Raw genomic sequence first — 26,561 nt, 5'->3', positions numbered from 1 at the left:
TTCAACCGTTACACCAATGTATTCTGCTTGTTCTTGAGATAAAACTTCTAATTCTACTCCTAATTTAGCTAAGTGTAATTCTGCAACTTTTTCATCTAAATGCTTCGGTAAAGTATATACTTTATTTTTGTAAGCTGATGAATTTGTCCACAACTCGATTTGAGCTAAAGTTTGGTTAGAGAAAGAGTTTGACATCACAAAAGAAGGGTGTCCTGTTGCACAACCTAAGTTAACTAAACGTCCTTCAGCCAAAATGATGATGTCATTTCCGTTGATGTTGTATTTGTCAACTTGTGGTTTAATTTCTTCTTTCGTGTTTCCGTAGTTTCCGTTTAACCAAGCCATATCGATTTCGTTATCGAAGTGACCAATGTTACACACAACTACTTTGTCTTTCATTTTCTCGAAATGCTCTGCACGTACAATTCCAAAGTTACCAGTAGTCGTAATTACGATATCAGCGTTTGCAACCACTGTATCTAATTTTTTTACTTCGTAACCTTCCATAGATGCTTGTAAAGCACAAATAGGGTCGATTTCAGTTACTGTAACAATTGCTCCAGCACCGCGGAAAGAAGCCGCTGTACCTTTACCAACATCACCAAATCCACAAACTACAACACGTTTACCAGCGATCATCAAGTCAGTAGCACGTTTGATAGCATCTACTGCAGATTCACGACATCCGTATTTGTTGTCGAATTTAGATTTTGTTACAGAGTCATTTACGTTAATTGCAGGCATAGGCAATGTACCTTTCTCCATTCTTTCGTAAAGACGGTGTACACCCGTAGTTGTTTCTTCTGATAATCCTTTGATCTCAGCAACCAATTCTGGGTAACGATCAATCACCATATTCGTTAAGTCTCCACCATCATCCAAAATCATGTTTAATGGTTTACGATCTTCTCCGAAGAATAATGTTTGCTCGATACACCAATCGAATTCCTCTTCGTTCATCCCTTTCCAAGCATACACAGGAATCCCAGCAGCAGCTATTGCAGCAGCAGCGTGATCTTGTGTAGAGAAAATATTACATGACGACCATGTAACATCAGCTCCTAAAGCAACCAACGTTTCGATTAATACTGCAGTTTGGATTGTCATGTGTAGACAACCTGCAATGCGAGCACCTTTCAAAGGTTGAGCAGCTTTGTACTCTTCACGGATAGCCATCAACCCAGGCATTTCTGCCTCAGCCAACGTAATTTCCTTTCTTCCCCACTCAGCTAAAGAAATATCTTTAACTTTGTATGGAATGTATTGCGTTTTTGTATCCATCAATTGATATATTTAACTAACTTTTTTTTTAAGTTTATAAGGAACAAATTTACAAACAAATTTCGATTAATAAAATGCCCGTTATCGATTATATTAACGATTTTAAACATACCCGCATTATTACGTGGAATGTAACAGAATCGAATGAAGAATTATTAGAATATCTTCATTTAGAGGACTATAGAATAGAAAAATATAATAATCTTCGACCTAAACAGGCGAGAGAATATCTTGGTTTGCGCGCTTGTCTAAAGAAATTGGACTTGGATTATGATGTAAATTATGACGAAAGAGGAAAACCTTTTTTACCTACAAATAAAGAAATTTCTATCACGCATTCCTATGGATTGGTTTCTGTTGGCGTGAGCGAATATAATATTGGGATAGATATTGAATTGGCTCGACCAAGAAAAATTTTAAACATTAAACACAAATTTGCGCGTCCAGATGAAATCGCTTGGATTCCGCAAGAACATGAAACTGAATATTTGCATGTAATTTGGGGAATGAAAGAAGGTTTGTACAAATTGAATGGTGGAAATCTTTGGAATTTTCTGAATCATTATCGTGCAGAAGAATTTGAATTAATAGAAAATAAACAATTTATTTGTTGGATTTCGGATGATGTGAAATCTCGTAAATATCATGCATTCTATAAAATGATTGGTGAATATTATTTGGTTTGGGTGTTGGATTATGAATAAGTCGAAGTTTAAAATTAGAATTACGAATTTAGATTTTTGATTTAGAATGAATTATTTTTAACTCACAACTCACAACTTAAGAATGAACGATTTTATTGATTATATCCTTGCGCCTTACAAAACCTATTCTAAGTTGAATATCTTGCTCGAAACGATAGCAACTTTTTTCGGAATTATTTCAGTTTATTATACCTACAAACGCAATATTTGGGTTTATCCAACTACAATTATTTCAACATTTATTTTCATTTATTTATTTTTTAATTGGGGATTATATGGTGAAACAATTATTAATGTTTACTATACTTCAATGGCGATTTATGGTTGGATTTTGTGGCAAAAAAATCTTGAAGAAGATCATAAACATGTCGATGTTTCGTGGGCTTCGAAAAAAGAATATTTGTATGCAACGATTTTGTTTGCATTGAGTTTTCTGTTTATTCTGACGATTTATTATTTCCGTCCAGTTATTCAGAATGGATTTGACACAAGTTTTATCAATCAATGTCAATTTCATTATACTCAAATAGATTTTATAGATGCATCGACAACAGCCATCTTTTTGATTGGGATGTGGATGATGGCAAGACGAAAAATTGATAATTGGTTTTTTTGGATAATTGGTGATTTGGTGATGATTCCACTGATGATTCATAAAGGAGCTGTGATTACATCATTTCAGTATATTGTTTTGTTAGTTTTATCGATTATTGGACTAATTGATTGGATTAAATCTATTAAAAATTACCAAAAAATAGTGAGCGAGTAAATAAGTTTATTTTATTATTTTAGCATTAATTATTTATCAAAAATTTTACCTAAAAAAATATGGAAGATCAACACGTATATCAACAAAACCAATTGGTTGCAGAGGCAACGAGTGTAGAAAGGGCAAATTTCTATAAACATACTTACGGACACGTTGCAGGAGGAGTTTTAGTATTTGTTTTAATCGAATCTTTGATGTTAAAATCAGAAGCATTAGTAAGCTTTATGTTAAGTTTAACTTCTGGATATCTTTGGCTTATTTTATTAGCAGGTTTCATGGGAGTTACTTGGGTCGCACAAAAAATGGCTTATGGTTCGATTTCTAAATCAAAACAATACTTAGGTTACTTATTGTATATAATTGCAGAAGCTTTAATTTTTGTTCCAATGCTTTACATCGCATTGTATTATGGCGGAACATACGTTATAAAACAAGCAGCTGTAGTAACAGGAGGATTATTTGTAGGATTATCAGCTATTGTATTTTTAACAAAAGCAGATTTCTCTATTTTACGAGGAGCATTAACTATAGGATTTTTCTTAGCAATTGGATTGATTATTGCAGGAATGTTATTCGGGTTCGATCTAGGATTATGGTTCTCAGTTGGAATGTGCGCCTTAGCTGGTGGAGCAATTTTGTACAACACTCACCAATTAAAATATGAGTTCGGAACACAACAATATGTTGCAGCAGCATTGTCGTTATTTGCATCATTAATGTTACTATTCTGGTATATTTTAAGAATTTTTATGAGCAGAGATTAAACAGAAACAAACAATAAATTTGTATATTGAACCGTAGCATTTTTGTTACGGTTCTTTTTATTAAAATACTATGACAAATAAAGAAAAAGAAGTAGATAGAATACAATCTCCGTTTCGACCAAAAGATTGGAACGAGATTAGAATAAATGACTCTTGGGCATTGTTCAAGATTATGGCAGAGTTTGTAAATGGTTATGAAGCCATGTCAAAAATTGGACCTTGTGTTTCTATTTTTGGTTCGGCACGTACATCAAAAGAAAATCATTATTATCAATTAGCAGAGGAAATTGCCTATCAATTAACTAAAATAGGTTTTGGTGTTATTACAGGAGGAGGACCTGCAATTATGGAAGCTGCAAATAAAGGTGCTCAAAAAGGAGGAGGCTCATCTGTTGGTTTAGGAATTACATTGCCTTTCGAGACAGAATTGAACAAATATATTGACCGTGAATATGAAATAAATTTTGATTATTTCTTTGCTCGAAAAGTGATGTTTGTAAAATATTCTCAAGGATTCATCGTAATGCCAGGAGGTTTCGGAACATTAGATGAACTGTTTGAAGCATTAACTTTAGTTCAGACAAAGAAAACAGGTCGTTTCCCAATTGTGTTAGTTGGAACTGAATATTGGTCAGGTTTAATTGATTGGATCAAAGAAACAGTTTTGAGAGAAGGTTATATTTCTGAGAAAGATTTGGATCTTTTCCGTTTGGTTGATACAGCAGAAGAAGCAGTTGCTCACATCGAGAATTTCTACGAAAAATATAATATTAAGCTTAATTTTTAAGCAACAAAAAACCTCATCATTTGATGAGGTTTTTTATATTTTTATGATTGAATTTATTTTAAATCAACTACTTCAAAAACCATATCTTGGTAATCATTAGCTTCATAAAAAATACCAATTTTATTTTTTGATATATTCGTTAAAACGGAATAAGCCGAAGAATTTGGTTCTATAGTTTTGAAAAAATTCCATGTTTTCGCTTGATCTCTACTTACTTTCAATCCCAGGTTTTTGACTATCTTTTGAATCATGCAAATTACTAAACACAATATCTTTTCCTAAAACCAATGTCGAAGCATTACAAGTTGGATCAATTAATTGTTCATCCATTTTAGAAGTCCATGTTTTTCCTTGATCTTTTGAGATAAATATTTTACGGAAACCAGCATTTTGAATGCGCGCATTTAACATCCAATTTTTGTTTCGTCAGCTTTTTCTGCAACACTCGAAATTCGTTCCCACGTTTTTCCATGATCTTTACTTCCGAATACGTAAACACCGTCTTTCAATCGAACCAATGTATTCAAAATCCAACCTTCTTTTGTGTATGCGCCACGACCAGAAGTAATGAATTTAAAATCTTTTTTCCATTCCGTTGGCGTAATTTGGTCCGTAATATCAACAGGTTTTGACCACGTTTCTCCATTGTCAGCACTTTTTACAAAATGTAATCGAAATTCATTTTTCGCAATTTTATGATTCATGTAATTGTAAAAAAGATAAATTTCTTTTGTCTTTTCATCCAAAACCATTGATACATCAGAAGCAGATTCTTGATCTGGAAAATCGATAACTCGCTTGATTGCTGACTATGTTTTTCCCTTGTCATCACTTTTCCTAATCACAATATTGATATTAGGATTGTAAAGTAAATCGCCACAATTTGGAACACGCTCGTCGATTGCCGCAATCAATATTCCTTTTGCTGATGTAATGATACTCTAAATGCGATAACATTTGACATCCGATTGATTTTTGATTGTAAATAAAACTTGTTTGTTGGTTTGGGCAAATCCCAGCGTATAAGCGAAGGAAAAAATGGCAAGTAGAATTTTTCTTTTTTGTCATGGTGTAAATTAACCGACAAGTTATTGATTTTTCAACGATTTGTGAAAATGAAAAGCCATCAAAACGAATTTTAATGGCTTTTTTTAAAATTAATTTTTAATCAGTTTCGCCGACGATTTTCGATTTTTAGCTTCAATGTCAAGAATGTAAATACCTTTTGGTAATTCTTTGATGTTAAATTGATGTATTGCTGAAAATTTTCCTGAAAATTCTTTGACCAACTTTCCTGATAAATCATAAATTTTTACTTTTTCTGAATTAATATTTAATGAAAAAGAGGAAGAAACTGGATTTGGAGTTACAGAGATTTTTTCTGAATTAACCTCAATATTATCTGTTGATAAATTTGCTTTTGCATTCCCGAAAATTCTAAATTCACCTGGATTTAGATTAACTGTAAATGATGAATTTGTATTGGTGACATTCAGCGTTGTTTCGTCCATCAAATTGTACCAATTTCCTGTAAATGGAAAAAGTGGCGCAATTGCTTGAGTGCTTGTTGTGAAGTTTGCAATAACAATTACCTCATATAAATCAGACGACGATAATAAATTATTTGTAATCTGAATACGCGGTTTTAAATCTCCAGATGTAATTGTATAATTATCAGTTTCGAAAACTTTGTTGTTTAATTTAAGACCAATAATTTTTGACCAAACTTCATAAACAGATTTTCTATCGGCATTTGTTAAGTAACCAATTTCGCTTGGAATAGGTTTTGGATTGGTGCGACATCCGTCATTATTTGTTCCATCTTCGCAATGATTGATCGAATAATCATATCCTAATTCTCCAAATTGCCACAACATTTTAGGACCAGGAATCGTAAATAGAACGGCACCTAAAGCTTTTTGTCTTTCTAAAGAAGTTTTTAAATCTTTTACATTATAAGTTCCTGATGATGCACCATATTGTAAATTCTTGTACATCATTCTTTCTTCATCATGACTTTCTGCGTAGGCAACCAAATGTTTTTTCGTAAAACCTTTTACAGTATGCTTCAACCAATCAAAGTTACTATCCGAAGCATATCCCATTGTATTTTGATTAAAATTATTAGTCGCTTTACCCCAAAGCATAATTCCTTTACCTTCGTTAATGCGATAATTCGCCCATTCTGTTTCCTCTTGTGCTGAACCATTATTTCCTAAATGTTCAAAAATGATGTAGGAATTCGGATCAATTGTCCATTGCATATCTGCATATTTTTTTAAAATTGCTACACGATCAGCCTGATATCCGTTTGTACAAGTTTCATCAGAAGGTGTACAATTTTGTGTAAATCCTTTTGTTAAATCCCATCTAAATCCATCAATTTTGAACTCTTCAATCCAATGTTTTAATGTACGTTGTACATAATTTTGAGTTGGTGTTAATTGATGATTTAAATCGTATCCAACATTGTAACTATGTTTTGAGGTTTGATTAACATAAGGATTTGTAGTAGTTGGTTCTCCAAAACCATCATTGTCGGGATCATTCATCCACATTCTAACCAACGGAGATCGACCATAAACATGATTTAAAGCAACATCTAAAATGATTGAAATTCCATTTTGATGACACAAATCGATGAACTCTTTCATTTTATCTGCTGGTCCATAAGCTTTATCCAAAGCAAGATGATAAGCTGTATTATAACCCCAAGAAATATTTCCTTCAAACTCCATTACGGGCATAACTTCGATTGCGTTGATGTTTAATTTTTTGAAATAATCAAAATCATCAATTAAAGATTGCCATGTTTTTGTCGAATTGAAATCACGAATTAATAATTCGTAAATCATCAAATTCTCTTTATTTGGGCGATTGAAATTTGAAACTTTCCAATTGTATTTTGCTTGATTTGTTTGTAAAACCGAAACTTCAAATTGTTGTCCAGTAGGATATACAGGCATATTTGGGTAAGTTGCTGCGGTAATATACGGATCATCATAAGGCGATAAAACTAAAGTCGAATAAGGATCTGCAGTTTTGATTCCATCACTTGTTCGATATTGAAACGTATAGATTTCACTTGCTTTAAGATTAGATAATTCAATCCAATATAAATCCTTGTTAGTTGTATCTCGATTCATCACATATTGATCAGAAAGTTGCCAATTATTGAAACTTCCGATTACATGAATGAACTCTTTTTGTGGAGCGTATAAAACCAAATATGCTTTTGTAAAATCATTATTCAAATAATTAATTCCTTCATGTAAATTAGATGGAATGGCTACATCTTTAACCGTTGGTTTGATATTAATTGTAAAAGATTTGCTTATTGTTTGACCATTAAAAGTTGCATTTAATGTATAATTCTGATTTTGTAAAATGGTATAATTTTTATCAAAAGAAGTTGAATTATTTAATGCATCAATTTGAGTTCCGTTAGCAGATAATGTCCAATTAGCAGATTTTGTAGCTATCGCTTTGATGTTAAAACTTGATCCTGAAGAAACATTTGTAATTGAATTTTCGAGCGGATTAGTTAAAGTAACTTTGAAAGAACCTACCGAAATAGAAAGATCCGTAGTTTGTTGTTTTCCATCTGCACTTCTAAAAACAACATCTATTGCTGTAATATTTTTAGAAGTATCAACTCCATAGAATTGATAAATAGATGTAGGGATTTCTAATTTGTAGGTTGATCCAGAAACGAAAGTTAATTTGGGTTGAGTGGTATTATTTCCCCAACTTTCAATTATATTTTCCCATTGTTTTCCATCAATAGTTACGCCTGTATGCGCATAAATATCTCCTGAATAATTGGCAAGACCTGTTCCTGTTTTATCGAAGTTTATTACAACTGCTTGGTTTGCTTCGGGTGGTGAAGGAGTTGTTGTAATTTGTGCTTTGGTAAAAGATATTACCATTAAAAGCATTAAAATAGATAGAATGTTTTTCATGTTTTGTGTAGTTTTAGAAAAAAGCCATTAAAAAACGTAATTGAATTTTAATGGCTTTTAAAAAATTATTTGTTGATGAGAAAAAATTTTATTGAGCTTCTACTGTATAAGTTTTCTTGTTGAAATTAGCTGTGATTTTATATTTCCCAGCTTTTATTTTGATGTTAGTACCGTCTTTGTCTGTTAATTCTCCTGCATTACTTGTACCACCAAAATTTGTTCCCCAATCATTATTTAAACGGAATTTAAATTCTCCATCTTTTAATGTTGTAGTAATAGTCCAAGCATCTAAAGTACCATCATAAGACAATTTTTGGTCTGGACCATCCCATCCGTTTGCTGTAGCGTCACCTACTAATCCCCAAGAATAATTATCTAATTTATAAGTTAGATTTGTTAAGTCCATAGTTATCTTGTAAGTACCGGCATCTACTGCGATGTTTTTACCTCCTTTTTCAAGTTTTCCATTAGATCCACCATAATCTAACTCCCATTTGTTGTCTTGACGGAATTTGATTTCACCAGCTTTTAAATCTGTATACGCTACAAATACATTTGTAACATCAGTTTTCCAAAATTGAACATCTGGCCCGTCCCAACCGTTAGGAGTAGCAGAACCAACAACACCCCAATTTGTAGATAAATCTGTTGGATATGGCGTTATTTTTAATATATTGACATTAGAAATTAACTGTTGAGAACCAGGAGTACCAACTGTAGAGACAATACGATATTCTATTTCTCCTTCTTTAAAAGGTTCTAATCCTAAAGCAATAACTGCTAAATTCAATTCTTTTACGGTAACATCAGCTGTTAATGTTGAAGTTGAAGTAAGAACTTGATGATTTTCAAAATTATCTCCTTTTACATCAATTTGTAATTCATATTTAGGAGGAGTATTTGTTCCATAATTTGCGGCACTCCAATTAAATGTCATTGCTGTATTTGCAGCATTTTCTTCTAATAATTCAATTGTTGATGAAGCAGGTGTTTCTACTTTCGGTGCAACAAAATTTGAGGGATCTAATTTGATGATATCTTCATCATCGTTACATGCGCTTAAGGCAAAAATACTCGCACAAGCTAACGAAATATATTTTATAAAATTTTTCATCTTAATAACCTGGGTTTTGAGTTAAGTTTGGATTAATGACAATAATATTGTTTGGAATTGGGAAGATAGCTTTTGTAGCATCTACAGAAGTTCCGTTATGAACGCCTCCTTTCCAAGGCCAATTGTAATTATTTGTATATCTACTGAAACGAATTAAATCCGTTCTACGCGTTCCTTCCCAGTACAACTCTCTTGATCTTTCTGCTAAAATGAAATCTAAGTTTAATTGTCCGTCAGTAATATTACCTGATGTATTTCCGTATGCACGAGTTCTTAATTCGTTGATTAAGCTCAATGCAGTTGCACGATCACCACCAGTTCCTCCACGTAAAACAGCTTCGGCATAGTTTAAATAAACTTCTGCTAAACGAATTATAGGAACATCTGTGTCAACATATTCTCCTGTTGCGTCGTTTGCACTTTTTCCGTCTGAACGTTTATTTGACCATTTGTAAACAGCATAACCTTCTCCAAATGTACCTATGTTGTTAATTTCAAATGTTTGTCCATCTGTAAAGAACATCGCACGTTTATCTTTCCATGCAGTTGGATTTCCGTTACTGTCTTTCGTTGTTACAGCATCTGTAAATTGATTCACCAATGCTTTTGTAGAACGAGGACCTCCCCATCCACCATTTACACCATAATCAGCAGCTGTCATTTTTCCACCAATTGCAGCTTTTACTAAGAAAGTAGAACCTCCATATGTACGAGAATTATTTCCGTCAAAATTTAAAACGAAAATAGCTTCGTTCTGCGCGCCATTCGTATTGTTATCAGCTAAAAATAATTCGTCATAAGCAGAACCATTTTTATTTCCATCAGTTATGTTAAGCGTATATCCAGCTTGCATAGCCAATTTAGAATAAGTGATGGATTCTGTATATTTTGCTTCACCAATCCAAGTTTCTGCATTTAGATATAAACGAGATAATAATGCTTCGGCAGCTGCTTTGTCTACACGTCCGTATTCGTTTGTACGACCAGCTTTTAATTCAGCTTCGATAGCTTTTAGTTCGCTTTCAACGAAAGTGAAAATCTCTTTACGATTGCTTTGTTTCGGTAATTCAGAAGAAACTTCTGTTACTAACGGAACATTCGCATATAAATCCATTAAGCTATAATAAGCATATGCTCTAATGAAACGCGCTTCAGCTACATATTCTTTCACTTCTGGAGTTGTGCTTGATAAAGCTTCAGCGTTTGCAATAAATGAATTAGAGAAAGAAACGGTTTGTGCTAAACGATAATACATCGCTTCAACAAAACTGTTACTTGCTCCCCAAGAAATCTCATGCAAGTTTGGTAAACCTGGATCTCCCCAGCCAACAATAGATTCGTCTGTTGTTAATACATTTAAGTTGAACATTAAACGAGTATATTGAGAAGCACCTTCGTCAATACCTTGAATATCTCCACTTCCCGCTGGACCTTTTTGTCCAGTAAGTGCTAAAGAAGAATATACTTTTGCTAAAGCAGATTTTGCAGTAGCAACATCTTTGAATACATCAAATTGTGTATAAGTATCTGGATCATTTGGCATTAAATCTAAATCATCATGACATGAAGAAACAGAGAAAGCCAATGCCGCAGCTAAAATATATGTTGAAATTTTAATCTTTTTCATTGTAGTTTTCTTAGAAATTAACATTTAAACCAAATACATACGTTCTCGGTCTTGGATAAAAACTATTATCAATTCCGCGGTAAATTTCAGGATCTAAACCACTGTAATTTGTGAATACAGCTACGTTTTGAACCGCTCCATAAAGACGAATATCTAATCCTTTGATTGCTTGTTTTAGGTTGTAACCTAATGTAATGTTATCAATACGGAAGAAAGATGCATCTTCTATAAAGTGGTCACTTAACAAATTAGTTTCTGTGATACTTGTGAAACCTGTGTTGTAGTAGCTTGAAAGCACATTAGATAAATAGTTTTGACCATTTCCTGTCGCTTTTTTGCTGTAACCTTTAGACGAAGCCATGTTATTGTAAGCATAGTTTCCGATATTAGCACGAGCAGTTGCACTTAAATCCCAATTTTTGTAACGGAAGAATGTATTGAATCCCATTGTTACTTTTGCGAAAGGACTTTTGTGAATATAACGGTCTTTTTCGTTGATGATTCCGTCGTTGTTCAAATCTTCGTAAGCTCCTTCGATAGGCTTTCCGTTTGCATCATAAATTTGTTTGTATACGTAGAAACTAAATGGTTCTTCTCCTTCACGTTGAATTTGAATATTGTTACCAGTTCCTCCATCGATACCACCTGTTAAATTATCAGTAGGTAAGTTGACAATTTTATTATCATTAAAAGCGATGTTGTATCCAAAAGACCAATCAAAATCTTTTGTTTTTACGATATCAGCATTGATGCTAAATTCGATTCCTTTATTTTCCATATCACCGATATTTTTATCGATCATATTTCCAAAGTTTGTAAATGGATCTACATAAACACTCGCAATTAAATCACTTGTTTTTTTCTTGTAAACGTCTAATGTACCATAGATTCTATTTTTGAATAAAGAGTAATCAATACCAGCATTTAATGTACTAGAAATTTCCCATTTTAAATCACCATTAAATGGTTGAGGACGATAAGTTTGATAGAATGTTGAACCAAATTGATAATAAGCAGTTGATTCTGATCCTTGATAACGCGTTAAGAATTGGAAGTTTCCTAATCCGTTCACATTACCAACTTTACCATATCCAACACGTAATTTCAAATCATTTACAACAGAACTTCCTTTCAAGAATTCTTCTTTAGAGATATTCCATGCAATAGCTGCAGAAGGGAAATAACCCCATTGGTTGTCATGGCTTAATTTTGATGAAGCATCTGCACGCATAGTAGCTGTTAAGATGTAACGATTATCAAAATTATAGTTTAAACGTCCGAAGTATGATAGTAAAGAATAGTGATCACGGTCTACGAATGTAAATTGATCAGAACCTTGTTGTTCTAATTCACTATCGTAATTGGTGTTGTATGTATTAAAGTATTGATAACTGTAACCTCCAACAACAGTTAATCCGTGTTGTCCAAAATCTTTGTTGAATGTTAAATATGCATCAAATAATTTGTTGTAGAATTGTGCGCTAAATGTTGTTTTAGAACCATCCCATGTCAAAGAAGAGTTTGGCATATTTGCAGTTGTTACATTACGTCCATTCGCATTAGAAATATCATAACCTACATTAACTGTTGCAGTAACAGATGGTAAGAAATGTAATTTATAATCCATTTTTGCATTTCCTACAAAACGACGAACTTCTGATGTATCTCTGTTTTCGTTGATTAATGCAACTGGGTTAGTTGGCGCTAAATTGTGTTTAACAGATCCGTCCATCCAAGTGTGGTAACCTCCAAATATATTTGCTCCAGAATAAACTGGTTGAGTTGGATCATACTCTAAAGCAGCTCCAATTGCACCTCTGTTTGCAAATTGATTTTCGATATAAGAACCTCGAGCATTCAATTCAAATTTTAAGTGATCATCTAAGAAAGATGGACTTAAGTTCATAGAAGCTGTTGTACGATTGATGTTATCTCCTTTCAAAATACCATCTTGATCTGTGTTAGAAATAGAAAAACGAGACGGCATTTTACCTCCAATATTTCCTGTTGCACTAAAGTTGTGATCAAAACCTACAGCTGTTCTATAAATTTCTTTTTGCCAATCTGTATTTGCGTTACCTAAACGAGAAATTTCGTCAGCTGTTCCTACAGATTTTACCAATTCACGGAATTGATCTGCATTCATTACATCAATATAACCTTCTGGTTGATAAATTGATGTAATTGAATTATAATTAAAACGGAATTTTTTTCCTTTTCCTTTTTTAGTTGTAACCATTACAACCCCATTCGCAGCACGAGAACCATAAATGGCAGTTGCAGAAGCATCTTTCAAAATAGTCATCGTTTCGATGTCGTTAGGATTTAAGAAATCCAAAGGATTTCGAGAACCTCCAATATTTACTTCAGATAAAGGAACACCATCAACTACATATAATGGTTGAGAGTTTAATGATAACGAACTATTACCACGAATGATAATGTTTTGACCGTCACCAGGAGCTCCACCAGCAGATGTTACCACAACACCAGCGATTTTCCCTGTCATTAATTCTTGCGCAGAAGTGATTGATCCTTTGTTGAAATCTTCTGAATTTAATTGATTTACAGAACCTGTGACATCTTCTTTTTTAGCTGTACCATATCCAATTACAACTACTTCTTTCAAGTTTTCTGTCGTTTTAGACATACGAAGTTGTAATTGCGTTTGTCCCGCAAAAGTTATTTCTTGATCGTCATAACCAAAAAAACTGATAACAATTATATCACCATCGTTCGCTTCTAATGTAAAATTTCCTTTTTCATCAGAAACTGTCGATTCTCCTGTTGTAATGTTCGAAACATCTGCACCAGCTAAAACCGTGTTATTAGCGCTATCTTGTACTGTTCCTTTTATCGCAGTTTGTGCAGATAAAATAGCAGGGCTTGATAAAACTAATGCTAGAAGAGATTGTTTTAAAATCCTCATATATTTTTTGTTTTGTTTCGTTAATTATTAATTTATATTTTTACTTCTCATTACCAAATATAAGTTGTTTAATTGATTGATTGTGTATGTAATACACTAACTAGTTGAACGAAAACGTTTTCGTGTTAATAAATAATTAAATTAATTGTTATAGCATGTTAATTTTTAATAAAAAAGACGGAAATTAGTAGAATAAGATTGATGGTTAAGGTAGAAAGAAGATTATGAAAAAGAATTTGACATTAAAACAGATTGCAAAAGAGTTAGATGTTTCGATATCAACGGTTTCTAAGGCGTTGAAAAATAGCGAAGAGATTAGTGCTGTAACGAAACAAAAGATTCAGGCATTTGCAAAATTATACAACTACAAACCGAATAATATAGCATTAAGTCTAAAGAATCGTAAAACGAAAACCATTGCCGTGATTATTCCCGAAATCGTTCACGATTTTTTTGCGATGGTAATTAGTGGAATCGAAAATTTAGCCAATCAATATGGTTATAATGTCTTAATATGTTTGTCAAATGAATCGTACGAACGTGAAGTGATTAATATGGAGATGCTTGCAGCGGGTAGTATAGACGGATTTGTGATTTCTCTTTCGAAAGAAACTCAAGCCAAAAAAGATTATCATCATATCAAAGAAATCATGAACCAAGGAATGCCAGTTGTGATGTTCGACCGTGTAACGCGTGAGGTTTATACTGATAAAGTGATTATTGATGATGTACTTGCGACACAAGAAGCAATTCAGTATTTTATAAGTAAAGAACGCAAGAAAATCGGTTTTATCACAACGCCAGATTATATAAGTGTTGGACGCTTAAGAACCGAAGGATATAAAAGAACATTAGAAGCGAATGGAATTGCAGTTGACGAAAACTTGATTTTGCGTGTAGAAGACGAGAGTCAGTTGGACACTATGATTGATGAGTTTTTCGAAAAAAATAAATTTGACGCAGTAATGGCAGTAAATGAATTATATGCCGTAAAAGTGTTGAGAGCAGCACTGAAAAAAGGAATCAAAGTGCCAGAAGAATTACATTTAATAGCTTTTACAGATGGTGTAATTTCCAAGAACTCAATTCCAAGCATTTCTACAGTCAAACAAAATGCATTCAAAATGGGTGAGATTGCAGCGCGTTTATTGATTCAAAAATTAGAGTCAGAAAACGAGCATGAGCATTACATTACCGAAGTTGTCGGAACAGAATTATTACACAGAGAAACTACAACGATTTAGTAAGTTTTTTTTGGTTAAATAATTGTTACAGTTGCAATAATTCCAAAAAAAAGTTTTAACATTGTAAACAAATCAAAACATATTTTTACTTCTCAAATTACAAAAATATAGTTTTGATAAGCATAAAACGCTTATCGTAAAATACATAAAAAAATTACGATAATGAGAAAGCGTAGATTAGGATTTCTTGAAATCTGGAATTTAAGTTTCGGATATCTAGGAGTTCAAATGGGTTTCGCCTTGCAAAACGCAAATGCGAGCCGTATTCTAAGTTCATTTGGTGCCGATGTGCACGAATTGTCTTGGTTTTGGATTGTTGCACCGCTAATGGGATTGATTGTTCAACCTATTATTGGTCATTATTCAGATAATACTTGGTCTAAATTTGGACGAAGAAAACCATACTTTTTAGTAGGAGCTTTATTGGCTTCTTTCGGATTAATCTTAATGCCACAAGCAGGTGCATTTACGGCATTGATGCCTGCATTATGGATGGGTGCTGGATTCTTGATGATAATGGATGCTTCATTCAATATCGCGATGGAACCGATGCGTGCATTTGTAGCAGATATGTTGCCTTCGGATCAACGTACATTAGGATATTCAATTCAAACTGTAATTATTGGTTTAGGAGCTGTTGTCGGTTCGTGGTTGCCTTATATTTTGAGCAACTGGTTTGGTGTTTCAAGTATTGCAGCGGAAGGAGAAGTTCCGTTTCACTTAATTTTATCATTCATTATTGGAGCAATTGCAATTATTGTAACCGTTTTAATTACCATTTTTACAACAAAAGAATATTCGCCAGAAGAATTAGACGCTTTCGAAAAAGCAGAAGGTAGAGAACCAATTGTTGAAGAAAAAGCAAGCTTAACACAGATTTTTACCGATTTTGGGAATATGCCAAAAACGATGAAACAATTAGGTTTGGTACAGTTCTTTACGTGGTTTGCATTATTCGGTATGTGGGTATTTGCTACGCCTGCAATCGCTCATCATGTGTACGGTTTGTCTTTGAGTGATACACATTCAGAAACGTACCAAAAAGCAGGGGATTGGGTTGGAATTATCTTCGGAGTTTACAACGGAATTTCTGCAATATTCGCCTTCTTTTTACCAGCAATAGCCTTAAAATTTGGTCGAAAAACAACACATGCTATTTCATTAATTTGTGGAGGATTAGGATTAATTTCAATCTATTTTATTCACGATCCAAAATTACTAATCCTTTCCATGATCGGAGTAGGAATCGCTTGGGCAAGTATCTTATCGATGCCTTATGCAATTTTAGCGGGAGCAATTCCAGCGAAAAAAATGGGTGTTTACATGGGAATTTTCAATTTCTTCATTTGTATGCCTCAAATCGTCAACGCATTGTTAGGCGGTCCAATTGTAAAATATTTATATCACGATAATCCAATTTTCGCCATTGTTACCAGCGGTGTTGCGCTAATTATTGCAGCACTTTTTGTAACGCGCGTAAAAGATGTGGATGAACCAATCAAAGCATAATCATTTTGAAAACTAAAGCATTTATTTTTGATTTAGATGGTGTCATCGTCGACACTGCAAAGTACCATTATTTAGCATGGAAAAAATTAGCGAATAATCTAAACATCGATTTTACGCACGAACATAACGAATTATTGAAAGGTGTTTCTCGTGTGCGATCATTAGAAATTATTCTTGGATTGGGAAATGTTGAAGCTTCTGATGAGCAGAAAAACGAATGGTTAATTCAGAAGAACAAAGAATATTTAGAATACATTGATAAGATGGACGATTCTGAAATTTTACCAGGCGTTATGGACGTTTTAAACTTTCTAAAAGAAAACAATCAACCAATTATTTTGGGATCAGCTTCTAAAAATGCACGTCCAATTTTAGAGAAAGTTAATATTCTAAATTATTTCGATGATATCGTAGATGGAAACGATGTTTCTAACGCAAAACCAGATCCAGAAGTTTTTATCGTTGGAGCGAAAAAAGCGAATCAAACAAACGAAAATTCAATTGTATTTGAAGATTCTGTTGCAGGAATTGAAGCAGCAAATGTAGCAGGAATGACAAGCATCGGAATTGGAGAAGCTTCGGTTTTGAATGAAGCGAAATACAACTTTAAAAATTTTACTGAAATCTCAGAGGATTTCTTGGTCGAATTAATCAATCAATAATTATACAAACTACATACAACAAACAAAATGAATCAAGATTATATCATCCCGAATGCGTGGTCAATTATCGAAGAAGGGTTTGAAAAAGATCGTGTAAAATCGTCTGAAAGTTTATTTTCTATCGGAAATGGAGCAATGGGACAACGTGCCAATTTCGAAGAATTTTATTCAGGTGATACATTTCAAGGAAGCTATATTGCCGGCGTTTATTATCCTGACAAGACAAAAGTGGGATGGTGGAAAAACGGTTATCCAGAATATTTTGCAAAAGTATTAAATGCGCCAGTTTGGATTGGAATTGACATCGAAATTAACGGTGAAAAATTTGATTTAAACACTTGTAAAGAAGTTAAAAATTTCCGTCGCGAATTGAATATGAAAGAAGGTTTATTGGATCGTTCATTTATTGCGATTTTACCTTCAGGATTAGAAATTGAGGTTTTTGTTCGACGTTTTCTTTCTGCTGATTTAGATGAATTAGGAGCAATTAAATATGACATCAAACCAATCAATGATGATGCGAAAATTGTCTTCAAACCTTATGTTGATGCAGCTGTAAAGAACGAAGATGCGAACTGGGAAGAGATTTTTTGGGAACCAATTTTTTCTGAAATTAAAGGTGAACAAGGTTTTGTACAAGCGCGTACGTTCAAAACTCATTTTGAAGTCGTAACATTTATGCAGAATAAAATCTTGGTAAATGGAAGTTATCAACAAAATACACCAACAAGTGATGTTAAAACTGAAACAAAAGTAGAATTTACATATGAAGTTGAGGTAAAAGCGAATGATACCGCGACAATTGAGAAATTTGGAGGTTATGTAGTTTCGACAAATCATCCTAAAAATGAATTAATTAACGCTGCCGAAAATGTATTATCTCAAGCAAATGAACAAGGTTATGAACAATTGTTAATAAACCAAAAAGAAGCTTGGGCAAAGATTTGGGAAATGGCTGATATCACTATAGAAGGTGATACAAAAGCGCAACAAGGTATTCGTTTTAATATTTTTCAATTAAATCAAACGTATTCTGGAAAAGATGAGCGTTTGAATATCGGTCCAAAAGGCTTTACGGGAGAGAAATATGGAGGTTCTACATATTGGGATACAGAAGCATATTGTTTGCCATTTTACATGGTAACAAAAAATCAAGAAGTTGCGCGAAACTTATTAATGTATCGTTTTAATCAATTGGATAAAGCGATTGAAAATGGAGAAAAATTAGGCTTCAACAAAGGTGCAGCTTTGTATCCGATGGTTACGATGAATGGTGAAGAATGCCATAACGAATGGGAAATTACATTCGAGGAAATTCACCGTAATGGAGCTATTGCATTTGCGATTTACAACTATGTTCGTTTTACGGGAGATCAAACGTATATTCCAGAAGCTGGTTTAGAGGTTTTATTAGGAATTGCACGTTTTTGGAAACAGCGTGTGAATTGGTCAAACGACAAAAAACAATATGTGATGTTAGGAGTTACGGGACCTAACGAATATGAAAATAATGTCAACAACAATTTCCATTCAAATTATTGTGCACAATGGTGTATGAATTATTTGTTGGAACAAGTTGAAAACGTCAAAACAAATTATCCAGAGGATTTCGCTCGAATCGCTGCAAAGAGAAGTATTACTGATGCTGAATTAGCAGAAATGAAAGAAGTTGCAGAGAATATTTATTTTCCATTCAGTGAAGAATTAGGAATTTATTTACAGCAAGATGGTTTCTTGGATAAAGATTTAACACCTGTTTCTGAATTACCAAAAGAAGAACGTCCGATTAATCAAAAATGGTCTTGGGATAGAATTTTACGTTCAGCTTATATCAAACAAGCAGACGTTTTACAATCGTTCTATTATTTCGAAGATCAATTTTCGAAAGATCAATTAGAAAAACATTTTGATTTTTACGAACCATTAACGGTTCACGAATCATCATTATCGCCTTGTGTTCATTCCATCCAAGCAGCAACGTTAGGAAGAATGGAGCAAGCATATACATTTTATTTGAGAACTTCTCGTTTAGATTTAGATGATTATAACAAAGAAGTTCACGAAGGATTACACATCACATCTATGGCTGGAACTTGGATGTCGATTGTAGAAGGATTTGGTGGAATGCGTGTGAAAAACGATCAATTGTATTTTGAGCCGCGTTTACCAGAACAATGGGAAGGTTTTTCGTTCAAAGTCAATTTCCGTCATCAAATCCTAAAAGTTATTGTAAATAAAGGAGAAACAATTTTTGAACTGGAAGGAACAGAACCGTTAGAGGTTTATGTTTTCGACCAGAAAGTAGTTGTTCAGCCTTCGATTTAATAAAGGGAATCTAATACCTTGAAGGCTTCGGTTTTCAGGGTATTTTTATTTAGAATAGATGTTTTAAGTTCTAAGTTTATTCTGAAAACTTATTTTAAAAAAGTCATCCTGAATTCATTTCAGGATCGCATGAAGCAGAGAATGAGAAGCTGAAACAAGTTCAGCTGGACAGAGAATTTAAAAAGATTCTTTGATAAACTCAGAATGACAAGTTCATTAACGACAATAAAGTAAATGTCATTCCGCAGAATGGAGGAATCTAAAAAACAAAACACATGAAAAAAATACTATTATTATCATCTTTCCTATCAACATTTGCTTTTGCACAGATTCAAAAAGTAGAGCCAATGTTTTGGTGGAAAGGAATGAAAAATCCAGAAGTTCAAATTCTGGTTTATGGAAAAGATATTAGTAAATACAATATTGAATTATCGGATAATGTAAAAATTCAAAATTTACAGAAAACTGAAAATCCAAATTATGTTTTTGTAACGATTAATACGAATGAAGTAAACAAATCATCATTCAAAATTAACATCAAAAACAAAAATAAAATCGTTGATTCGTATACATACGAGTTAAAAGATCGTCAACCAAATTCAGCGAATCGTTCATCGTTTTCATCAAAAGATGTGGTGTATTTAATTATGCCGGATCGTTTCGCCAATGGAGATGAAAGCAATGATTCGAAAAAAGAATTGCGTGAGAAAGTTAATCGTCAATTGCCAGGTGGTCGTCACGGAGGAGATTTACGAGGAATTATCAACAACTTAGATTATATCCAAAATTTAGGAGCCACTGCAGTTTGGTTAACTCCAGTAAACGAAGACAATGAAAAAGAATATTCGTATCACGGGTATGCTCAAACCGATTTATATAAAATTGATGGTCGTTACGGGACAAACGAAGAATACCGTGAATTGTCTCAGAAATTGAATCAACGTGGAATGTATTTGATTCAAGATTATGTCACGAATCACTGGGGAATCTCACATTGGATGATTCAGGATTTACCTTCAAAAGATTGGATCCATACATTTCCAGAAGGAGAAAATGGATTCCGTCGTTCGAATTATAGAACAACAACCCAATTTGATCCTAATGCTTCAGAGATTGATAAAATAGGCGCATTAAATGGTTGGTTCGATACGACGATGCCAGACATCAATCAAGCAAATCCATTAGTATTAAAGTACATCACTCAAAATGCCATTTGGTGGATAGAATATGCCGAATTAGGAGGTTTACGTGTAGATACATATCCTTACAATAACAAAGAAGGAATGGCAACTTGGGTAAAAGCAATTACAGATGAATATCCCAATCTAAATGTAGTAGGAGAGGCGTGGATGCATTCGCCAGCTCATGTATCGTATTGGCAAAAAGATTCGAAAATCGGTGAAATGGCGGGGTACAATTCGAATTTACCAGCGGTGATGGATTTTTCGTTGTATGCAAATATGACGAAAGCTTTTCAGGAAGAAGAATCGTGGGATAAAGGTTTGGTGAAAATCTACGAATCATTCACGAATGATTTCTTATATCCAGACATCAATAATTTATTGGTCTTTTTTGAAAATCACGATACCGAACGTTGGAACGAAATCTACAAAGGAGATATTAAGCCGTATCAACTAGCAACGACTTTAATCGGAACGGTTCGTGGAATTCCACAAATTTATTACGGCACTGAAATCGGTATGGCTGGAGATAAAAATACTGGTGGAGATGCAGCAATTCGTCAAGATTTTCTTGGTGGTTGGAAGTCTGATACACAAAATGCATTTAATCCAAATTCACGAACAGCAACGCAAAAAGCGTTCTATGATTTTACAGCGAAAGTATTCAATTGGCGTAAAAATAAAGAGGTGATTCATTCCGGTAAAACCAAACATTATGCACCAATCAATGATGTCTATGTGTATTTCCGATACAATGACAACGAATCGGTAATGGTGATTTTAAATAATAAATTAGATAAGCAAACCCTCCAATTGGATCGTTTTGAAGAATCGATCAAAGGATATCATACTGGAAAAGATATTTTATCGAATCAAGATTTCACAATTCATCCAAACGGTGAAATCACAATTGATGGAAAATCTTCGATGATTATTGAATTGATGAAATAGAATTACTGTCACACTGAGCTTGTCGAAATGTTTTTTATAATTCTTAAAAAGCTCAGAATAACAAAATCGTATAACGTAAAACATATCACGTACAACGTAAAAAGCAAATGAAAAAATTAACAACAACTATATTTACTTTACTTGCCATAGGCGCATTAAATGCCCAAATCATTGAATCGCCATCAAAGGAAGTAAAAGTTAACTTCGAATTAACAGCTAATGGTCAACCATCGTATTCGGTAACTTATAAAGGAAAAGAAATTGTAAAACCTTCAACATTAGGTTTCATTTTAAAAGATGCAGAAGCTTTAGAAAACGGATTTACAGTTACAAATTATACGACTAAATCAGTAAATGATGCTTGGCAACCTGTTTTAGGAGAATACAAAGAAATTAAAGATATTCATAACGAAGGTACGTTTCAATTAACGCAAACTTCTACTAACCGAAATGTAAATGTTACGTTTCGAGTTTTTGATGAAGGTGTAGCTTTTCGCTATGAATTTCCGAAGCAACAAAACTTAAATTACTTTGTCGTAAAAGAAGAAAAAACACAATTTAATTTAACAGGAGATCATCAAACATTTTGGTTACCTGGTGATTTCGATACACAAGAATATACATACATCGAATCGAAGATTTCAGGAATCGATCACAGTAAAATTGATATGAATAATGGGATTGGAGTGAAATCAATTGGGAAACCAAATTCAGTTCAAACGCCATTACAAATGAAAACTTCGGATAATATTTACTTAAATATTTTCGAAGCTGCAGTGGTTAATTATCCAGTAATGCATTTAGAATTTGATAAAAACTCCTATCAATTCAAATCGCATTTAGCACCAAACGCAATTGGAGATTTAGCTTATTTACAAGCGCCTTTCAACACACCTTGGCGTACAATAATGGTATCAGATGATGCCCGAGATATCGTAGGGAAAGGTCCTCAAATGATTTTAAATTTAAATGAACCATCAAAAATTGAAGATACATCTTGGATTAAACCAATGAAATATGTCGGAATTTGGTGGGAAATGCACGTTGGGAAATCAACGTGGGATCGTCAAGGAACTCAAAACGCACAAAACCAAGTCGGACAGGAGGCAATTAAATTTCCTCACGGAGCGACTACAGAAAATACAAAACGTTACATCGACTTTGCAGCGAAACACGGATTCGACGGAGTTTTAGTGGAAGGTTGGAATGAAGGATGGGAAGATTGGTATGGGAACTGGAAAGAAGATGTTTTCGATTTCACAACACCTTATGCTGATTTCGATATCAAAGAAATTTCTGCTTATGCAAAATCAAAAGGTGTAAAAATGATTATGCACCACGAAACTTCTGGTTCAGTAGCCAACTACGAACGTCGTTTTGACCGTGCAATGGAGGTAATGAAACATTACGAATATCCTGCAGTAAAAACAGGTTATGTTGGTCGCATCATTCCAAGAGGAGAATATCACGATGGACAAACAATGGTCAATCATTTCAATTGGACGGTAGAGCGTTTCGCTGAAAATAAAATTTTAGTCAATACACACGAGAGTTCTCGTCCTTCGGGTTATCACCGTACGTATCCAAATTATATTGCTGCTGAGGCAGGGAGAGGAAACGAGTTTAATGCATGGAGTTATGGAAATCCTCCAGCGCACGAAACCATTCTACCCTTCACACGTCAGTTAGGTGGTCCTATGGATTATACGCCTGGTATTTTTGAAACAGAAATGAAAGTGTATAATGTTGGTCGTGATACAAAAGTGCATACCACTTTAGCGAAACAATTGGCTTTATATGTGACGTTATATTCTCCGTTACAAATGGCTGCCGATTTACCAGAAAACTACGAGAAGTATGCCGATGCTTTCCAATTCATCAAAGATGTGGCAGTGGATTGGGACGATACAAAATACTTAGAAGCTGAGCCTGGTGATTATTTAACAGTAGCGCGTAAAGCAAAAGGAAGGGAGAATTGGTTTGTAGGTGCGATTACAGATGAAAATCCTCGAAAAACTGAAATTAAATTAGATTTCTTAACGCCTGGAGTAACTTACGAAGCAACAATTTACCAAGATGCGAAAAATGCACATTGGGATAAAAATCCAAAAGCATACGACATCAAAAAAGTAAAAGTAAATTCAAAATCAAAACTGAAATTGAATTTAGCGGCGAGTGGAGGAACAGCAATTTCGATTTTTCCAATAAAGTAGAAAATGTTTTAAGTTCTACGTGATACGTTTTACGTAGAACTTCTTTCAATTCTCATTAATAAATTGTCACACTGAGCTTGTCGAAGTGTATTTTTAAGCTTCTTTGATAAGCTTAGAATGTTATTTAAAGTAATCTTGAATAGGTCACTGAGCGAAGTCGAAGTGCAGGATCAAATTAAAGATGATGAGAAGCTGAAATAAATTTAGCTTGACAATTTGAATACTTTTTTATCAAGAAAAGAATATTGGAGAATTAATTCTTCGGCAATCTCAAAAAGACAAAAAAATATAGATATAAAAAATAAACAAATTATAATGAAACACTTAAAATCAATTATAGCGTTAGGAATTTCAATGATGAGCGTCGTTTACGGTCAAGAATTGAAATCACCAAATGGAAATTTCAAATTAGATTTTTCTTTATCGAAAGATGGAAAACCAACGTATCAATTAAAATACAAAGGGAAAGATGTCATCAAACCTTCAACTTTAGGATTCGAATTTAAAGCGAACAATCAAATGAGTTTTGAATGGGAAAATCAAGTCGGAGATAAAAATGCATTTACAAATTTTGTATCTGGTTTTCAAATCGTAGATACAAAGACTTCAACTTTTGATGAAACGTGGACACCAGTTTGGGGAGAAGTAGCTAAAATCAGAAATAATTTTAACGAATTAGCAGTTACAGTTTCTCAACCGAAAACAGATCGTCAAATGGTGATTAGATTCCGATTATTTGATGATGGTTTAGGATTCCGTTACGAATTTCCTGAGCAAAAGAATTTAAAATATTTTGTGATAAAAGAAGAGCATTCTCAATTTGCTATGGCAGGAGATCACAAAACATGGTGGATTCCGGGTGACTATGATACGCAAGAATATGATTACACAGAATCAAAGTTATCAGAAATTAGAGGATTATTTGATCAAGCCTATACTGGAAATGCATCACAAAAATCATTTTCTAAAACAGGAGTTCAGACTTCATTAATGATGAAAGCTGAGAATGGATTATACATCAACATTCATGAAGCAGCTTTAATCAATTATCCAGCAATGAATCTAAATTTAAACGATAAAAATTTAGTATTTGAATCGTGGTTAACGCCTGATGCATTAGGTGATAAAGGATATTTACAAGCGCCTTTTAATACACCTTGGAGAACAGTTATTGCAAGTGATAATGCGGCAGATATTGCGTTTAAAGGGCCACAATTAGTATATAATTTAAATGAACCATCAAAGATTGAAGATACTTCATGGATCAAACCAGTGAAGTATGTAGGTATTTGGTGGGAAATGATTACAGGTCGTGGTTCTTGGGCTTATACAGACGATTTTTCTACAGTGCAATTAGGAATAACGGATTATAAAAACGCAAAACCAAATGGAAAACATGCGGCTAATAACGAAAATGTAAAAAATTACATTGACTTTGCTGCAAAACATGGTTTCGATGCGGTATTGGTAGAAGGTTGGAACGAAGGTTGGGAAGATTGGTTCGGAAATCACAAAGATTATGTGTTCGATTTTGTAACGCCTTATCCAGATTTTGATGTAAAAGCATTAAATGAATATGCAAAATCAAAAGGTGTAAAAATTATGATGCATCACGAAACTTCGGGATCAATTCGTAATTACGAAAGACATTTGGATAAAGCATATAAATTCATGAACGATAATGGTTATACATCTGTAAAAAGTGGATATGTTGGTGATATCGTTCCTCGTGGAGATTATCATTACAGCCAAAATACAATTAATCATTATCAATATGCAATCGAAAAAGCGGCTGATTATAAAATAATGGTCAACGCACACGAAGCGGTTCGTCCTACAGGAGTTGCGCGTACATGGCCAAATTTAATCGGAAACGAATCTGCACGTGGAACAGAATACCAAGCTTTCGGTGGTTCTAAACCAAATCACGTAACGGTTTTACCTTTCACACGTCTATTAGGTGGACCAATGGATTACACGCCTGGTATTTTCGAAATGGATGTGAAAAAATTAAATCCAAACAATCATTCTCACGTTAATTCTACGATTGCAAATCAGTTGGCTTTATACGTGACAATGTATTCTCCTTTACAAATGGCTGCTGATATTATCGAGCATTACAAACAATTTTCTGATGCATTTCAATTCATCAAAGATGTGCCTGTAGATTGGCAAGATTCTAATTATTTGGAAGCTGAACCAGGAAGATATTTAACAATTGCGCGTAAAGATAAAAATTCGAACAATTGGTTTGTTGGAAATGTAAATGGTGAAACGCCTCGTTCAACAAAAATTAAATTAGATTTCTTAGATAAAGGAAAAAAATACGAAGCGAAAATTTATGCAGATGCAAAAGATGCGCATTACAAAACAAATCCACAAGCCTATAAAATTGAAACAAAAAAGGTTGATTCAAAATCTGTTTTAGATTTAACATCTCAAGCTGGTGGAGGTTTTGCAATTAGTATCAAAGAAATTAAATAAGTAATGAGTGATGAGTATTGAGAAACTTGTTACTCAATACTCAAAACTTACTACT

The 26,561-nt window shown here is 33.6% G+C and carries 19 protein-coding genes; 11 read left to right on the top strand and 8 right to left on the bottom strand.

What is annotated here, in order from left to right; genetic code table 11:
- Positions 1–1,281 (bottom strand): adenosylhomocysteinase (gene ahcY, locus B2X73_RS06020; RefSeq protein WP_291096001.1); only part of this gene is annotated, 1,281 nt, incomplete at its 3' end.
- 74 nt (positions 1,282–1,355) lie between these two features.
- On the opposite strand from ahcY, the gene B2X73_RS06015 reads away from it, so the two are divergent.
- From B2X73_RS06015 to B2X73_RS06000, 4 genes are all read left to right on the top strand, one after another.
- Complete coding sequence (locus tag B2X73_RS06015) at positions 1,356–1,985, top strand: 4'-phosphopantetheinyl transferase family protein (protein WP_280049879.1); 630 nt, start codon at positions 1,356–1,358, stop codon at positions 1,983–1,985.
- Positions 1,986–2,067: 82 nt separating this feature from the next.
- Positions 2,068–2,754 (top strand): nicotinamide riboside transporter PnuC, encoded by a 687-nt coding sequence (gene pnuC, locus B2X73_RS06010; protein ID WP_291060231.1) that lies wholly within the window; start codon positions 2,068–2,070, stop codon positions 2,752–2,754.
- 59 nt (positions 2,755–2,813) lie between these two features.
- Positions 2,814–3,518 carry a Bax inhibitor-1/YccA family protein gene (locus tag B2X73_RS06005; RefSeq protein WP_284584249.1) on the top strand — a complete coding sequence of 235 codons (705 nt, stop codon included), beginning with the start codon at positions 2,814–2,816 and terminating at the stop codon, positions 3,516–3,518.
- 70 nt (positions 3,519–3,588) lie between these two features.
- Complete coding sequence (locus B2X73_RS06000) at positions 3,589–4,305, top strand: TIGR00730 family Rossman fold protein (RefSeq protein WP_225538918.1); 717 nt, start codon at positions 3,589–3,591, stop codon at positions 4,303–4,305.
- Positions 4,306–4,358: 53 nt separating this feature from the next.
- On the opposite strand, the gene B2X73_RS05995 is transcribed toward B2X73_RS06000, so the two are convergent.
- The 7 genes from B2X73_RS05995 to B2X73_RS05965 all read right to left on the bottom strand — a co-directional run bounded on the left by B2X73_RS05995 (position 4,359) and on the right by B2X73_RS05965 (position 13,937).
- Entirely contained in the window at positions 4,359–4,526 is a 168-nt protein-coding gene (locus B2X73_RS05995; protein WP_225532378.1) for a sialidase family protein, read from the bottom strand.
- Positions 4,513–4,716 (bottom strand): sialidase family protein, encoded by a 204-nt coding sequence (locus tag B2X73_RS05990; RefSeq protein WP_225532379.1) that lies wholly within the window; start codon positions 4,714–4,716, stop codon positions 4,513–4,515. Before B2X73_RS05990 ends, B2X73_RS05995 begins: the two co-directional genes overlap by 14 nt.
- Positions 4,710–5,096: a sialidase family protein gene (locus B2X73_RS05985; protein WP_349678966.1), complete on the bottom strand. Its 387-nt coding sequence runs from the start codon at positions 5,094–5,096 to the stop codon at positions 4,710–4,712. The genes B2X73_RS05990 and B2X73_RS05985 overlap by 7 nt, the downstream gene beginning before the upstream one ends.
- Positions 5,097–5,462: 366 nt before the next feature.
- Positions 5,463–8,267, bottom strand: a complete 2,805-nt coding sequence (locus tag B2X73_RS05980) for an alpha-amylase family glycosyl hydrolase (protein ID WP_188319574.1) — start codon at positions 8,265–8,267, stop codon at positions 5,463–5,465.
- An 88-nt stretch (positions 8,268–8,355) separates the two neighbouring features.
- A complete protein-coding gene (locus B2X73_RS05975; protein ID WP_125349454.1) occupies positions 8,356–9,381 on the bottom strand; it encodes a SusE domain-containing protein in 1,026 nt (341 codons plus the stop codon).
- Between the two features lies 1 nt (position 9,382).
- Positions 9,383–11,008: a RagB/SusD family nutrient uptake outer membrane protein gene (locus tag B2X73_RS05970; RefSeq protein WP_291095999.1), complete on the bottom strand. Its 1,626-nt coding sequence runs from the start codon at positions 11,006–11,008 to the stop codon at positions 9,383–9,385.
- 10 nt (positions 11,009–11,018) lie between these two features.
- Positions 11,019–13,937 carry a SusC/RagA family TonB-linked outer membrane protein gene (locus tag B2X73_RS05965; protein ID WP_125349452.1) on the bottom strand — a complete coding sequence of 973 codons (2,919 nt, stop codon included), beginning with the start codon at positions 13,935–13,937 and terminating at the stop codon, positions 11,019–11,021.
- A gap of 224 nt (positions 13,938–14,161) precedes the next feature.
- Here B2X73_RS05965 and B2X73_RS05960 point away from each other — a divergent pair, with 224 nt between their 5' ends.
- From B2X73_RS05960 to B2X73_RS05930, 7 genes are all read left to right on the top strand, one after another.
- Positions 14,162–15,181, top strand: a complete 1,020-nt coding sequence (locus B2X73_RS05960) for a LacI family DNA-binding transcriptional regulator (RefSeq protein WP_291095997.1) — start codon at positions 14,162–14,164, stop codon at positions 15,179–15,181.
- 162 nt (positions 15,182–15,343) lie between these two features.
- On the top strand, positions 15,344–16,690 hold the full coding sequence (locus tag B2X73_RS05955) for an MFS transporter (RefSeq protein ID WP_038331042.1): 1,347 nt from the start codon (positions 15,344–15,346) through the stop codon (positions 16,688–16,690).
- Between the two features lie 5 nt (positions 16,691–16,695).
- Entirely contained in the window at positions 16,696–17,352 is a 657-nt protein-coding gene (gene pgmB / locus B2X73_RS05950) for a beta-phosphoglucomutase (RefSeq protein ID WP_221853995.1), read from the top strand.
- A 27-nt stretch (positions 17,353–17,379) separates the two neighbouring features.
- Positions 17,380–19,677, top strand: coding sequence for a glycoside hydrolase family 65 protein (locus tag B2X73_RS05945; protein WP_114998830.1), 2,298 nt, complete (start codon positions 17,380–17,382; stop codon positions 19,675–19,677).
- 275 nt (positions 19,678–19,952) lie between these two features.
- A complete protein-coding gene (locus tag B2X73_RS05940; RefSeq protein WP_291047710.1) occupies positions 19,953–21,809 on the top strand; it encodes a glycoside hydrolase family 13 protein in 1,857 nt (618 codons plus the stop codon).
- A 107-nt stretch (positions 21,810–21,916) separates the two neighbouring features.
- The gene (locus tag B2X73_RS05935) at positions 21,917–24,022 is read left to right on the top strand and encodes a glycoside hydrolase family 97 protein (protein WP_219033777.1); all 2,106 of its coding nucleotides are present in this window, start codon (positions 21,917–21,919) and stop codon (positions 24,020–24,022) included.
- 315 nt (positions 24,023–24,337) lie between these two features.
- A complete protein-coding gene (locus tag B2X73_RS05930; RefSeq protein ID WP_221853992.1) occupies positions 24,338–26,506 on the top strand; it encodes a glycoside hydrolase family 97 protein in 2,169 nt (722 codons plus the stop codon).
- Positions 26,507–26,561 lie beyond the last annotated feature (55 nt).

It is taken from the genome of Empedobacter sp. UBA7252, from assembly GCF_002472765.1.
GTDB classification, from domain to species: Bacteria; Bacteroidota; Bacteroidia; order Flavobacteriales; family Weeksellaceae; genus Empedobacter; species Empedobacter falsenii_B.
This window is presented reverse-complemented; position numbering and strand designations above follow the sequence as displayed.

Bases quoted from the DNA above. Each gene is read 5' to 3' on its own strand.
- B2X73_RS06015 (WP_280049879.1), top strand. From the start codon at position 1,356: ATGCCCGTTATCGATTATATTAACGATTTTAAACATACCCGCATTATT.
- B2X73_RS05945 (WP_114998830.1), top strand. From the start codon at position 17,380: ATGAATCAAGATTATATCATCCCGAATGCGTGGTCAATTATCGAAGAA.
- B2X73_RS06005 (WP_284584249.1), top strand. From the start codon at position 2,814: ATGGAAGATCAACACGTATATCAACAAAACCAATTGGTTGCAGAGGCA.
- B2X73_RS05955 (WP_038331042.1), top strand. From the start codon at position 15,344: ATGAGAAAGCGTAGATTAGGATTTCTTGAAATCTGGAATTTAAGTTTC.
- B2X73_RS05980 (WP_188319574.1), bottom strand. From the start codon at position 8,267: ATGAAAAACATTCTATCTATTTTAATGCTTTTAATGGTAATATCTTTT.
- B2X73_RS05990 (WP_225532379.1), bottom strand. From the start codon at position 4,716: ATGTTAAATGCGCGCATTCAAAATGCTGGTTTCCGTAAAATATTTATC.
- B2X73_RS05930 (WP_221853992.1), top strand. From the start codon at position 24,338: ATGAAACACTTAAAATCAATTATAGCGTTAGGAATTTCAATGATGAGC.
- B2X73_RS05970 (WP_291095999.1), bottom strand. From the start codon at position 11,008: ATGAAAAAGATTAAAATTTCAACATATATTTTAGCTGCGGCATTGGCT.
- B2X73_RS05965 (WP_125349452.1), bottom strand. From the start codon at position 13,937: ATGAGGATTTTAAAACAATCTCTTCTAGCATTAGTTTTATCAAGCCCT.
- B2X73_RS05975 (WP_125349454.1), bottom strand. From the start codon at position 9,381: ATGAAAAATTTTATAAAATATATTTCGTTAGCTTGTGCGAGTATTTTT.
- B2X73_RS05935 (WP_219033777.1), top strand. From the start codon at position 21,917: ATGAAAAAATTAACAACAACTATATTTACTTTACTTGCCATAGGCGCA.
- B2X73_RS06000 (WP_225538918.1), top strand. From the start codon at position 3,589: ATGACAAATAAAGAAAAAGAAGTAGATAGAATACAATCTCCGTTTCGA.
- B2X73_RS05940 (WP_291047710.1), top strand. From the start codon at position 19,953: ATGAAAAAAATACTATTATTATCATCTTTCCTATCAACATTTGCTTTT.
- pnuC (WP_291060231.1), top strand. From the start codon at position 2,068: ATGAACGATTTTATTGATTATATCCTTGCGCCTTACAAAACCTATTCT.
- B2X73_RS05960 (WP_291095997.1), top strand. From the start codon at position 14,162: ATGAAAAAGAATTTGACATTAAAACAGATTGCAAAAGAGTTAGATGTT.